We start from the raw sequence: 13,220 nt of genomic DNA, 5'->3' as shown, positions 1-13,220 counted from the left end.
GTGATGGCGGCGCCTTAACCGCCGCCACCACCGCCGCCGTGGATGCCCCCGCGAGTCAATGCCATGGGATCGAGCAGGCGCTGCAACTCGGCCTTGCTCAAACCGGTGGTCTCCAGCGCCACATCGAGGATGGGGCGCTTTTCCTTGTAGGCCTGCTTGGCCGTCGCCGCGCCCTTTTCGTAGCCGATCACGGGATTGAGCGCAGTCACCAGGATCGGGTTCTTGTCCAGCGCTTCCTTCACGCGCGCCGTATTCACCTTGAAACCGGCGATGGCCTTGTCGGCCAGCAGCACGCTGACGTTGGCGAGGATGCCAATCGATTGCAGCAGGTTGTGCGCCACCAGCGGCAGCATCACGTTGAGCTGGAAATTGCCCGACTGGCCGGCAATGGTGATGGCCGCATCGTTGCCGATGACCTGCGCCGCCACCATCGCAGTGGCTTCCGGAATCACCGGATTGACCTTGCCCGGCATGATCGACGAACCCGGCTGCAGTGCCGGCAGTTCGATCTCGCCCAGGCCGGCTAGCGGGCCTGAGTTCATCCAGCGCAAATCGTTGGCGATCTTCATCAGGGCCACGGCGAGGGCCTTGAGCTGACCGGAAAGCTCGACGGCCGCGTCCTGCGCGGCCATGCCTTCGAAATAGTTCTCCGCAGATTCGAAGCGCTGGCCGGTGAGCTTTTTCAGCTCGCGCGCCACGCCCGCACCAAACTTGGGATCGGCATTGATGCCGGTGCCCACCGCCGTGCCTCCCAGCGGCAAGCGACGCATGCGCTTCAAGCTGTCGTCGATGCGCTCGATGGCCGAGCCGATCTGCGCCGCCCAGCCGGACAGCTCCTGCCCGAAGGTGACGGGCATAGCATCCATCAAGTGGGTGCGCCCCGTTTTGGGGACATTGCGCAGTTCGCGCGCGCGCCGCTCGATGGTGCGCTTAAGGTGCTTGAGCGCGGGCAGCAGTTGCTCGCTGGTGGTGAGCGTGGCGCTGACATGGATGGTGGTGGGGATCACGTCGTTGGAGCTTTGCCCGTAATTGACGTGATCGTTGGGGTGCACCTTGCCGCCGCCGCGATTGGCGAGGTGGGCAATCACCTCGTTGGCATTCATGTTGGTGCTGGTGCCCGAGCCGGTCTGGAACACATCGATCGGGAACTGGTCGTCGTAGTCACCCGCCGCCACCGCCAAGGCGGCCTTGCGAATGGCATGCGCCTGGGATTTCTTCAGGTGTCCCAACAGAAAGTTGGCATCGGCCGCCGCGGCCTTGATGAGCCCGAGTGCGCGGATGAAGCTGCGCGGCATGTGCAGACCAGAGATGGGGAAGTTGTCCACGGCGCGCTGGGTTTGGGCGCCGTACAGCGCCTTCGAAGGCACCTTCAGCTCACCCATGCTGTCGTGTTCGATGCGGAACTGGCTCATGTCCTTGCGATTCCACTAGGAGGGATTTGGGGAATATAGGTCGGGGCGCGTTAGTGCGCCGCCAAGGGGGTGAGGTTGGTTTCACCCTTTTGGGGAGGGTGGGGTTGCGGCGGGTGCCATGGTCGGCGGTTTGCTTTGCTACTGCGGGTGGGCTGTTTTCTCTGCGGAGGTACGGGCGCTGCAGTGACGAGCAGAATGTCTGCTCAATCAGATCCGTTCTAACGATGCCCAGATCTTAGTCGTCATTCCTGCGAAAGCAGGAATCTAGTGCCTTTATGCTCAACGATTGACAGGCGCTGGATCCCTGCTTTCGCAGGGATGACGAGCGAAAATGTCACTCCATCAGATCCGCGCTAAGGATGCTCAAATTTTAATCGTCATTCCTGCGAAAGCAGGAATCTAGTGCCTTTATGCTCAACGATTTACTGGCGCTGGATCCCTGCCTTCGCAGGGATGACGATCCAAGCGCCTTCGCGAGGAAAGCACCTCAAGTAGCCCTCTCACATCCCCAAAGGCCGCCAAAAGCCCAACCCGGCACCCACCCCCGCCCCCTGTTGTAAAATCTCCCCTTTCCCGCCTTGGAACACCCCCGATGTCCTCCCATGCCCTGACCGCCCTGTCGCCGCTGGACGGCCGCTACGCCAGCAAGGTCGAATCGCTGCGCCCCATCTTCAGCGAGTTCGGCCTGATGCACCGCCGCGTACACGTGGAGATCGAGTGGCTGCTGGCGCTGGCGGCCGATCCGGGCATCGTGGAGCTGCCGACGTTTTCGGCCGAGCAGATTGCCAAGCTCAAGAGCATTGCCGCCGACTTCAGAGTAGACGACGGCGCGCGCATCAAGACGATCGAAGCCACCACCAATCACGACGTGAAAGCGGTGGAGTACTTCATCAAGGAGCGCATCGGCAACGATGCTTCGCTTGCCCAGGCCAAGGAGTTCGTGCACTTCGCCTGCACCAGCGAAGACATCAACAACCTCTCGTACGCACTGATGCTGCGTGACGCGCGCGATCAGGTGCTGCTGCCGCAGTTGGACGGCATCATCGCCCAGCTGCGCCAGCTCGCTCACGAGCACGCCGGCCTGCCGATGCTGTCGCGCACGCATGGCCAGACCGCTTCGCCCAGCACGCTGGGCAAGGAAATCGCCAATGTGGTGGCGCGCCTGGAGCGCCAGCGCAAGCAGTTCGTGGCGCTGGAGGTTCCCGGCAAGATCAACGGCGCCGTGGGCAACTACAACGCCCATGCCATCACCTACCCCGAGCTGGACTGGCGCGGTTTCTCGCAGCGCTTCGTGGAAAGCCTGGGCCTGGACTACAACCCCTACACCACGCAGATCGAGCCGCACGACGGTGTGGCCGAGTACTGCGACGTGATCCGTCGCGCCAACATCATCCTGATCGACCTGGCGCGCGACGTGTGGGGCTATATCTCGCTGGGCTACTTCAAGCAGGCGCTGAAGGCTGGCGAAGTGGGCTCGTCCACGATGCCGCACAAGGTCAACCCGATCGACTTCGAAAACGCCGAAGGCAACTTCGGCCTGGCCAATGCCTTGCTCGGCCACTTTGCTGAGAAGCTTCCGATCAGTCGCTGGCAGCGCGACCTCACGGACTCCACCGTACTGCGCGCCCTGGGCACCGCCTTCGGCCACACGCTGGTGGCGCTGGAGTCGCTCAAGAAGGGCCTGGGCAAGCTGACCGTGAACGCCGACCGCCTCGCCGCCGACCTCGATGCGAGCTGGGAAGTGCTGGCCGAAGCCGTGCAGACGGTGATGCGCCGCTACGGCCTGCCTGAGCCCTACGAGCAGCTCAAGGCGCTGACGCGTGGCCAGGGCATCACCAAGGATTCGATGCGCGCTTTCATTACTGGCCTGGATCTGCCGGCCGATGCCAAGCAGCGCCTGCTCGACCTTACGCCGGGCGGTTACATCGGCCTGGCCCTGCCGCTGGCCAAGGACATCTGATGGCGTGCCCCGCAGGTTCCGTTACTGGCGCTGGCCAGTAACGGGCTTGCACCTACGGATAGACAGGAGCCCGCCATGCCACTGCTCTTTTCCTACGGCACGCTGCAACAAGAGAACGTGCAACTGAGCACGTTCAAACGGCGGCTTGCCGGTCACCCGGATGCGTTAGTGGGTTATGAGCAGTCGATGGTCGCCATCGACGATCCAGCCGTGGTCGAAACCAGCGGCAAGACCCATCACCCCATCGTGCGCCCTGCCCTCACGACGGACGCACGAGTGCACGGCACGGCATTCGTCGTAACCCAACAGGAACTGGAACAGGCCGACGCCTATGAAGTGGCGGCCTATGTGCGGGTGCTCGCGCCGCTGGCCTCGGGCGCACAGGCGTGGGTCTATGTGGATCGGCGCTATCTGCCCGCCGCTTGAGCGCGCGTTGTCACGCGCGTGCGCATGAACATGCGCGCCCTTTGAAAGGGGCGCGCATTTTTCGCAAAGCAAGGCGTTATGCGGCGGCCTTGATCAAGCCTTCGGCCACCATCGCGGCCTGCACCTTGGGCCGCTCGGCCACGCGCTTCTGGAACGCAAGCAGCGCCGGGAAGTCGGAAAGGTCGAGCTGCACGGCTTTGGCCCAGTTGGTGACGGTGAAGAGGTAGGCGTCCGCTACGCTGAAGTGCTCGCCCACCAGCCACGGATGCGCGGCCAGATGCTTGTCGAGCAAGGCGTAGCGCTTGCGCAGGTATTCCTTGCGCTCCTGGCGTACCGAATCGGGCGTATCGGGCTTGAACAGGGGCGAATAGGTCTTGTGCAGCTCAGAGTTGATGTAGCCGAGCATTTCCTGCAAGTGATAGCGCGCGATGGTGCCCTGGGCAGGCGCCAACTGGCTCTCGGGCTTGAGATCGGCCAGATACTGCACGATAGCCGGGCCTTCAGTGAGCAGCTCGCCATTGTCCAGCACCAGCGCCGGCACATAGCCCTTGGGATTGATCTGCCAGTAGTCCGCACCGCTCGCCGTGCGCTTTTCCTTGTTGTCCACCTTCTCGATGTCCAGCGCGATGCCGGCCTCCGCGGCGACGATATGCGGCGAGAGCGAACATGCGCCCGGGGCGTAGTAGAGCTTCATGGCAAGTCTCCTGTGTGGGGGGAATCCTTGTCGCGACTTCCCGTCGCGAGGGAGAGGTCATGCTAGCCACTCGTGGTTACTGTTGGATACCACCTAACCGATGATTACCCCTAAAATGCGGTAACCAACCAGTTACCGGTACGCGCCATGGGGCTCCCTGTCCGCAAAAGCAAAGTTCAGCCGCCACCGACCTGCCCGCTCAGCGAGGTGCTGCGCTTGCTGCGGGGCGCTTGGGCGCCCAACGTGGTGTGGTCACTCAGTGGCGAGCCGCGCCGTTTCGGCGAGCTGCGTCACGATCTGCCCAAGATCTCCGCGCGCGTACTCAGCGCGCGCTTGCGCGAACTGGAAACGCGCGGTTTGGTGACGCGACGCGTGCTGGAGACATCGCCACCCTCGGTGGAATACGCGCTGACCCCGCTTGGGCGCGAGCTGCTGCCGGCGATCAATGCGCTGGCCTCGGTGGGTCGCACGCTGATCGCGGAGTGGGCAACGCATCAGCCGCAGAGATCAGCAACGGGGTGATGGTGCGCATCGATCCCGGCGCTTGCCGGGATGCCTCCGCGCGAACGCGAGGTGGCTGCGAACAGCCCCTCGCGCACCCGTTTTCCATGGCGAAGGCGCCGCGACTTACTCGACCTCGTCGGAACCTTCGTTGACGCCCTCGAACAGGAAGGTCGACAGATAACGCTCGCCCGTATCGGGCAGCATCGCCAACAGCACCGAACCTTCTGGCGCATCCTTGGCTACCTGCAACGCGGCCGCCAAGGTGGCGCCCGCCGAGATGCCCACGAAGATGCCTTCCTGCTGAGCCAGCGCGCGTGAAGTGTCGCGCGCCACCACGTCGTCGATCGGCAGGATCTGGTGTGCCACGTCGCGGTTGAGCACGGCCGGCACAAAATCGGGCGTCCAGCCCTGGATCTTGTGCGGCTGCCACTCCTTGCCCGAGAGCAGCGCAGCGCCAGCAGGCTCGCTGGCGATGACCTTGACCTCCGGACGCGCCACTTTGAGCACTTCGCCCACGCCGGTGAGCGTGCCACCGGTGCCCCAACCCGTAACGAAGTAATCCAGCCGCTTGCCGGCGAAGTCCTTGAGGATTTCCGGTGCGGTGGTGTTGCGGTGATAGGCAGGGTTGGCCGGGTTTTCGAACTGGCGGGCCAGGAACCAGCCGTGCTTGTCGGCCAGCTCTTTGGCCTTGCGCACCATGCCGCTGCCGCGCTCGGCGCCAGGCGTGAGGATGACCTTGGCGCCGTAAGCGCGCATCAGTTTGCGGCGCTCGACAGAAAAGGTCTCCGACATCACGGCCACAAAGGGATAACCGCGCGCTGCGCACACGGCCGCCAGCGCCACGCCCGTATTACCCGAGGTTGCCTCCACCACGGTCTGGCCCGGCTTGAGTAATCCCTTCTGCTCGGCATCGATGATGATGGCGTAGGCCAGGCGATCCTTGACCGAACCGGCAGGATTGAACGCCTCCACCTTGGCATACAGGGTCACATGCTTGGGCGGCAATCGGTTGAGGCGCACGACGGGCGTATTGCCGATGGTGTCGAGAATGCTGTCGTAGATCATGGATCGCTCCGGGGTACGGTAAAGGGGATACGGCGACGCACGCGATGGTGCGCCAGCCTGAGGCAAGTTTGTGTCAAGCCGTCAACGCCAGGGAGGGCGCCATGGCCGGAGGGGCCAACGGCGGACGTCCAAACCAGGCCAGGGACGACGCCAGCCCGGCCACCTCCCCCAGGATCAGCAGCGCCGGCGAGCGCACGGCGTACCGCTCGGCCTGCTCCACCAGGACGTCCAGCGTGCCGACCACAACGCGCTGCTCGGCCCGCGAGCCGTTCTCCACCAGCGCGAACGGCGTGTCAGGGGCACGACCATGCGCCAATAGTTGATGCCGCAACGTAGCCAGTTCGCTGGTGCCCATGTAGACGGCAAGGGTCTGGCGCTCCTGCGCCAGCGCCGCCCAATCGAGCGTGTCGAGCGACCCCTGACAGTGCGCCGTGACCAAGCGCACCGACTGGGCGTGATCGCGATGCGTCAGCGGCACGCCGGCATAGGCCGCGCACGCCAGCGCCGCCGTAATGCCGGGAACCACTTCATAAGGAATGCCATGCGCCCTGAGGAACTCCAGTTCCTCCCCGCCGCGCCCAAAGACGAACGGATCGCCGCCCTTCAGACGCACTACCCGACGCCCGGCCTGTGCATGCGCGAGCATGAGGGCATGGATCTGCTCTTGGGTGGCGTGGTGGTTGCCCGCCTGCTTGGCGACCTCGATGCGCTCCGCATCGCGACGCGCCAACGCGAGCACGTCCTGGCTCACGAGGCGGTCGTGCAGGATCACATCCGCCTCGTTCAATGCGCGCAAGCCACGCAAGGTCAATAAGCCGGCATCGCCAGGGCCTGCGCCCACCAGCACCACCAAGCCCTGCGGTCGTGGATCGAACGACTCCAGCAGGCGCTCGGCCGCCGCCTCTGCCAACGCCCCCTGCCCGCGACGCAGCAGGTTTTGTACCGGCCCCTGCAGCACGCGATCATAGAAGCGGCGACGGGATGCCTGGTCAGGCAAATGATGCCGAATGCGTGCACGCATATCGCCCAACAGGCTGGCGAGCGGACCTATCGAAGCATCGAGCAGGAGCTCCAGCCGTTCGCGCAGCAGCCGCGCCAACATCGGCGCGTGACCGCCACTGGAGATGGCCACCGTGACCGGCGCACGATCGATCACTGCGGGCACATGGAACGTGGAGCGCTGTGCATCATCCACCACGTTCACCCACACGCGGCGCGCGGCGGCCAACGCCCCGATGCGTGTATGCAAATGGGCATCCGAGGTGGCGGCGATCACCAGCCAGGGCTCGTCGAGCCAGGCGTCCTCAAATCGACCCTGACGCCAGTGGATGCGCCCGGCCTGCGCCCATTGGCGCAACGTGGGGGTCAGTTCGGGCGCACCGACCGTGACCACCGCACTGGCTTCCAGTAGACCCGCCGCCTTGCGTTCGGCCACCACGCCCCCGCCCACCACCAGTACCGGGCGGCCGGCAAGGTCGGCAAACAAGGGATATAGCCTGGTGGACACGCGCGCTCCTCGGTTCAAGCGGCGGCGCCGCGTCACTGCACGCTAGGCAAGCCGCCCGGGCGGCACAAATGATTTGTGCGGCGTGCGATATACCCGCCTGTCAATAAGCGCTGGACTCCAGTGATTGTGCGAATCATCGTTGACGCGGCGCAACAAGCGATGTATAGACGTCTAATTCACTCCGCTTTCGCGATTCCGCCCATGGATAGCCGTCGTCAACCACTGCTCAACCACGCTTACGCCTGCCGGCGCAACGAGGCGCGCGTGCGTACCTGGCGATGTATCCGGCCCGCAACTACGAGCACGCCATTGTTCGCCGTCGCACGCTTGCGGAATCCTTTATATGACGCTTACTCAACTTCGCTATCTCGTCGCCATCGCTGACGCGGGGCTAAACATCACTCTGGCCGCCGAACGCGTGCACGCCACGCAACCCGGCCTGAGCAAACTGCTGCGCCAACTGGAAGACGAGCTGGGCTTTCAGCTGTTCCACCGCAAGGGCCGCAGCCTGCATGCGATCACGCACGCCGGCACGCACGTGCTGGAGCGGGCGCGCATCATCCTGGCCGAGGCGGCCAACATCCGCTCCATCGCCGCCAACCTGCGCAACGAGTCGCGCGGCACGTTGCGCATCGCCACCACGCACACGCAGGCACGCTTTGCGCTGCCGGCGGCGATCGCCGCGCTTAGCCGCAGCTATCCGCAAGTGAGCGTGCACCTGCAGCCGGTAAGCGACGCGGATGTGATCTCGCTGCTGGACGGCGGACAGGTGGACCTGGCCATTGTCAGCACGGCCTCGGGCGCCCCGCCACCGAGCGGCATAGCGCTGCCGGCCTATCGCTGGAATCGCATCGTGCTGGCGCCACGGGATCATCCCCTGGCACGCCAGAAGCAGCCGCCCACGCTGGAGCAACTCGCCGCGCATCCGTTGATCAGCTATGACTCCTCGCTCAAGCCCGAATCGTCGCTGGCGCGCGCGTTCCATACGGCTAACCTGCACCCGCAGATCGCGATGACGGCCAGCGATGCCGATCTCATCAAGACCTATGTGCGCGAAGGACTGGGCATCGGCGTGCTGGCGGAGATGGCCTTTCAGCCAGAGCAAGACACCGACCTGCGCGAACTCAGCGCCGATCACCTGTTCTCCCTCTGCACCACCTGGATCGTGCTGCGCCGGGAAAGCGTGCTTCGCGAGTACGCGCTGGACTTCATCAGCGTGTTCGCGCCGCATCTGGAGCGTCGCGCCGTGAGTCGGGCACTGACCAACGGTGGCGCCGGCACATCGCAATGGCCAGGGGTGCCGCACTGGCGCGATCGGCAAGTGCCGACCACGGTGGAAGAACCACTGCTCGAGGTGCAGTAAACGACGAGCCCGGCCTGCGCCGGGCTCGTCCCATCCCTACTCAGTGGCGCAAGAGCCCCCGCTGTTCGAGTAGCGACACCACGTGACCCGCCAACGCGGCGGGTTCGGCGGCATGACCATCCACGCGCAGCTCCGGCTGCACTGGGGTCTCGTAGGGGTCGCTGATGCCAGTGAAGTGCGTAATGGCACCCGCCCGCGCCTGGGCATACAAGCCTTTGCGGTCGCGCGCCTCGCATACCTCCAGCGGAGTGGCCACGTGAATCTCGATAAAGTCTCCATGCGCCTCCACCAGGGCGCGCGCTTCGGCACGCGCTTCAGCATAGGGCGCGATGGGTGCACACACGGCAATGCCACCATGGCGCACGATCTCGCTGGCGACATAGCCGATGCGGGTGACATTGGCATCGCGATCCTCACGCGAGAAACCGAGCCCGCGTGACAGGTGCTTGCGTACCTCGTCGCCATCGAGCATGGTCACCGAGCGACTGCTGCGCTCGAGCAACCGAGCCACCACGGCCTGGGCAATGGTGGATTTTCCCGCGCCGGAAAGCCCGGTGAAGAACAAGGCAAAGCCCTTGCTTCCTCGCGCAGGGTGACGTTCTCGCAGAATCCGCACCACCTCGGGAAAACTGAACCAGTCGGGGATCTCGCTGCCCTCCTGCAGGTGTCGCCGCAGTTGCGTACCCGAAATGTCGCGCACGTCATCTTCTGGCGTGACTTCGGTCGATGGCACATAGGTATCGCGATTGGCGACGTACACCATGGCTGGGAACGGCACGATGCGAATGCCCAGCTCCTCCTGATAGCGCTCGAGCAAGTGCTGCGCGTCGAAAGGGCCGTAGAACGGCTTGCCGTTTGCATCCGTGCCCGGGCCGGCATGATCGCGCCCTACGATAAAATGGCTGGCCCCGTAGTTCTTGCGGATGATGGCATGCCACAGCGCCTCGCGCGGACCACCCATGCGCATCGCCAACGGCAGCAGGGAGAGCTTGGCGCTATTGGCCGGGTATTGCGGCAGCAGTGCCTGATAGCAACGCACCCGCGTGTAGTGATCGATATCGCCGGGCTTGGTACGCCCCACCGATGGCTGAACCAGTAACTTGGCGCCCACCTGCTGGGCGGCGCGCAACGTGAGTTCGCGATGGGCGCGATGCATGGGGTTGCGCGTTTGGAATGCCACAATACGGGTCCAACCCTGCTCCGCGAACCAGTTGCGCAGCGCGCGCGGGGTCTCGCGCAACTCAGCGAAATCGTAATGGGCCGGCGGCTGGATGCCGCGCACGCGACCGCCCAGGTTGACCGGGTGTTGACGCTCCAGCAGATCGGCAACGCCCGGATGCGTGCGATCGGTGGTACCGAACACCTTGAGTGCTTCCTGCTCGCGGTCGGGGCGATAGATATCCTCCACCGTCAGCACGGCGATGGGCACGCCCTGCCCGTCACGCAAGGCCACGTCGCTGCCGAGCGCCAACCGTTCGGCGAAGGCTTCCGGCACGTCGAGCGTGATAGGAATGGGCCACAACGTGCCGTCCGCCAAGCGCAGCTCATCGACCACGCTCGCGTAGTCGCGTTTGCTCAGGAAACCCTCCAAGGGAGAGAACGCACCATTCAGCAGCAACTCCAGGTCACAGAGCTGTCGCGTGGAAAGATCCACGCCCGGCAAGCCCGCGCTTTGTTGCTTGAGTTGCTCGGCCGCCGCGTGTGGCACGTATAGATCCTTGAGTACGCCGCCATGCGGGGCGATCAATGCATCGGCTGGATCAAACGACGGAGCTTGTGCATTCCTGAGGGCTGTATGGCTCATGGTGGCTGCTTTTTTTGTCGGGGCGGTGGGTAGCGCCAGGCGCTGGATAGGTACATGTCATGTGCGCGCATCAGCCCAACCCATGCAGGCCGCATTCGCGTTTTAGGCCGAAGAAGCGCGTGGATTCGACGTCCATGCCGGGCTCCCAAGGACGCGTGGAATGCACATCGCCGATGGAGAGAAACCCTTTGTCCCAAAGGGGGTGGTAAGGCAGTTCGTAGCGACGCAGGTACTGGCCCACGTCCCAATCGGACCAGTCGGCAATCGGGTGGAACTTCCAGCGACCATCGCGCTGCTCGGCGAAGCCGATGTCCGTCCGTGTACTTGCCTGGCCGCGACGCAAGCCGGCGAACCAGGTGCCCGCGCCCAGCTCAGCCAAGGCCCGTCGCATGGGCTCGACCTTGCGGATGCGGTTGTAGCGCTCGATGCCATCGATACCCTGCTCCCACAGCCGTCCTTCCATGGCCTCTTGCCACGCTGGGCTCTGGTTCGCGGTGAACACTTTGAGGTTGAGTTCTAGCCGCTCGCGTAGTTCATCGATGAATCGATAGGTCTCTGGAAACAAATAACCGGTATCGATCAACACCACCGGCATGTTCGGCGCCTGGCGCGTAAGCAAATGCAAGCACACGGCTGCTTGCGCGCCAAAGCTCGAAGAAAGCACGTGGACGCCCGGCGAATGATCCAATGCCCAGGCCACCCGCTTCTCCGCACTCAGGGATGCCAGGCCCACGTTCAGCGCGTGCAGCGCTCTTGGATTCTCCTTTGCCTCTTCAACGAGCAAATGCTTCATGCCACTGCCTCCATCGGGATCTATCGTGATGACGTGTCGATCACGTGGATGCGCAGCAAGAAATCTCCAAAGTGCTCGTCGCGGTCACGCTCGGCCGCATAACGAGCGAACAACGGGGCCAATGCCTGGAGAATGCCCGCTTCATCCACGTTCTCCCGATAGAGACGGTTGAGACGTTGACCGCGGAAGTCCGCTCCGAGGCGAAGGTCGTAACGTCCTGGGCCACGGCCCACCAGGGCGATCTCGCCGAGGTACGGGCGCGAACAACCATTGGGGCAGCCCGACAAGCGCAACAGGATCGGCGCATCGCGCAAGCCGTAGGCTTCGAGCAAGTCTTCCAGCTTGGTAACGAACGTTGGCAAGTAACGTTCGCTCTCGGCCATGGCCAGTCCGCAGGTCGGCAGCGCCACGCAAGCCACCGCATGTCGACGGATGGCACTGCCTGCGCGGTAACCGTCCAGGCCATGTGCGGCCACCACTGCGTCGATACGCGCGCGCTCGGCGGCGGCCACGTTTGCCACGATCACGTTCTGGTTGCAGGTAAGCCTGAAATCCCCCTGATGAATATGCGCCAGCTCGCGCAACCCGGTGAGCCAGCGGCGATCTCCCTGATCGGCCAATCGGCCCGACTCGATGTGCAAGGTAAGGTGCCAGCGTCCATCCCGGCCTTCGATCCAGCCATGACGGTCACCGTTATGGTCGAAGCGATACTCGCGTTGGGTTTCGAGTGCAAAACCAAGTCGCTGTTCCAGTTCGTGTTTGAACGTCGACAGCCCACGATGATCGATGGTGTACTTCAGTCGTGCGTATTTGCGCTCGCTGCGATTACCCCAATCACGTTGCAGGGCTACGATAGCCTCGGCGGCGGCAAGCAGGCGCTCGGGCGACACGAAGCCGATCACGCTGGCAAGCCGCGGATAGGTGGTGGGATCGCCCTGCGTCGCGCCCATACCGCCACCCACGGCGATGTTGAAGCCCTGCAACACGCCCTCCTCGATGATGGCGATCAGGCCCAGATCCTGGGCGAACACATCCACGTCGTTCAGCGGCGGAACCGCCAAGCCAATTTTGAATTTGCGCGGCAGGTAGGTGGCGCCGTAGAGCGGCTCCTCGTCCTTGGGCTCACCCACCAGGGGTTCGCCGTCCAGCCAGATCTCGTGGTAGGCGCGCGTTCGCGGGGAGAGTTCTTCCGAAAGCCGCGTCGCCCATGCATACGCCAGCGCGTGCGCCTCCGATTCCACGGGGTTGGCCGTGCTTACCACGTTGCGTACCACGTCGCCACAGGCGGCGATGGTGCTGGCCAGCGTCTCATGGATAGCGGCGATGGTGGGCTTGAGCTTGCGCTTGATGATGCCGTGCCACTGGAAGGTCTGGCGGGTAGTGATGCGCAACGTACCGTTGGCGTGTTCGCGCGCCAAACGGTCGAATACCAGCCACTGTGCCGGCGTTACCACGCCCGATGGCAGGCGTGCGCGCAGCATGAACGAATAGGCCGGTTCCAGCTTCTGACGGCGACGCTCATCGCGCAGGTCGCGATCGTCCTGCTGGTAGCTGCCGTGAAACTTGAGCAGTTTGTTGTCGTCGTCGCTGATGGCGTTGGTCACGGGGTCGGCCAAACCCTCCGCTATGCCACCGCGCAGGTTTCGACTAGCGGCCTTGATGCGTTCGAGCTCGGAGATGGCTGCCGTCATA

General features: G+C 64.1%; 11 protein-coding genes. 4 read left to right on the top strand and 7 right to left on the bottom strand.

The features are described from left to right. Nucleotides 1-14: 14 nt before the first annotated feature. Entirely contained in the window at nucleotides 15-1,412 is a 1,398-nt protein-coding gene (locus AC3G2C_RS03340; protein ID WP_488383173.1) for a class II fumarate hydratase, read from the bottom strand. 592 nt (nucleotides 1,413-2,004) lie between these two features. Here AC3G2C_RS03340 and purB point away from each other — a divergent pair. After that, entirely contained in the window at nucleotides 2,005-3,372 is a 1,368-nt protein-coding gene (gene purB, locus AC3G2C_RS03335; protein ID WP_488383172.1) for an adenylosuccinate lyase, read from the top strand. A 75-nt stretch (nucleotides 3,373-3,447) separates the two neighbouring features. Beyond that, nucleotides 3,448-3,798, top strand: coding sequence for a gamma-glutamylcyclotransferase family protein (locus tag AC3G2C_RS03330; protein WP_488383171.1), 351 nt, complete (start codon nucleotides 3,448-3,450; stop codon nucleotides 3,796-3,798). Between the two features lie 76 nt (nucleotides 3,799-3,874). Here AC3G2C_RS03330 and gstA read toward each other — a convergent pair whose 3' ends face one another. Further along, nucleotides 3,875-4,492, bottom strand: coding sequence for a glutathione transferase GstA (gene gstA, locus AC3G2C_RS03325; protein WP_488383170.1), 618 nt, complete (start codon nucleotides 4,490-4,492; stop codon nucleotides 3,875-3,877). 147 nt (nucleotides 4,493-4,639) lie between these two features. Between gstA and AC3G2C_RS03320 the strand changes: the two genes are divergently transcribed. Further along, nucleotides 4,640-5,014, top strand: a complete 375-nt coding sequence (locus AC3G2C_RS03320; protein WP_488383169.1) for a winged helix-turn-helix transcriptional regulator — start codon at nucleotides 4,640-4,642, stop codon at nucleotides 5,012-5,014. Between the two features lie 105 nt (nucleotides 5,015-5,119). Here the strand turns inward: AC3G2C_RS03320 and cysK are convergent, their stop codons facing one another. Together cysK and cysG are read right to left on the bottom strand one after the other, a co-directional pair. Beyond that, nucleotides 5,120-6,061, bottom strand: coding sequence for a cysteine synthase A (gene cysK, locus AC3G2C_RS03315; protein ID WP_488383168.1), 942 nt, complete (start codon nucleotides 6,059-6,061; stop codon nucleotides 5,120-5,122). Nucleotides 6,062-6,134: 73 nt separating this feature from the next. Continuing rightward, nucleotides 6,135-7,568, bottom strand: coding sequence for a siroheme synthase CysG (gene cysG / locus AC3G2C_RS03310; RefSeq protein ID WP_488383167.1), 1,434 nt, complete (start codon nucleotides 7,566-7,568; stop codon nucleotides 6,135-6,137). A 343-nt stretch (nucleotides 7,569-7,911) separates the two neighbouring features. Here cysG and AC3G2C_RS03305 point away from each other — a divergent pair, with 343 nt between their 5' ends. Then, nucleotides 7,912-8,931 (top strand): LysR substrate-binding domain-containing protein, encoded by a 1,020-nt coding sequence (locus tag AC3G2C_RS03305; protein WP_488383166.1) that lies wholly within the window; start codon nucleotides 7,912-7,914, stop codon nucleotides 8,929-8,931. Nucleotides 8,932-8,971: 40 nt separating this feature from the next. Here the strand turns inward: AC3G2C_RS03305 and AC3G2C_RS03300 are convergent, their stop codons facing one another. From AC3G2C_RS03300 to cysI, 3 genes are all read right to left on the bottom strand, one after another. Continuing rightward, entirely contained in the window at nucleotides 8,972-10,735 is a 1,764-nt protein-coding gene (locus AC3G2C_RS03300) for a bifunctional sulfate adenylyltransferase/adenylylsulfate kinase (RefSeq protein ID WP_488383165.1), read from the bottom strand. A gap of 70 nt (nucleotides 10,736-10,805) precedes the next feature. Next, entirely contained in the window at nucleotides 10,806-11,528 is a 723-nt protein-coding gene (locus AC3G2C_RS03295) for a phosphoadenylyl-sulfate reductase (RefSeq protein WP_488383164.1), read from the bottom strand. Nucleotides 11,529-11,548: 20 nt separating this feature from the next. Continuing rightward, entirely contained in the window at nucleotides 11,549-13,219 is a 1,671-nt protein-coding gene (gene cysI, locus AC3G2C_RS03290; protein WP_488383163.1) for an assimilatory sulfite reductase (NADPH) hemoprotein subunit, read from the bottom strand. Nucleotide 13,220 lies beyond the last annotated feature (1 nt).

Source organism: Frateuria sp. sgz306004 (assembly GCF_057750885.1).
The sequence above is the reverse complement of the archived record's forward strand: the minus strand, read 5'-3'. Positions and strand labels throughout refer to the sequence as shown.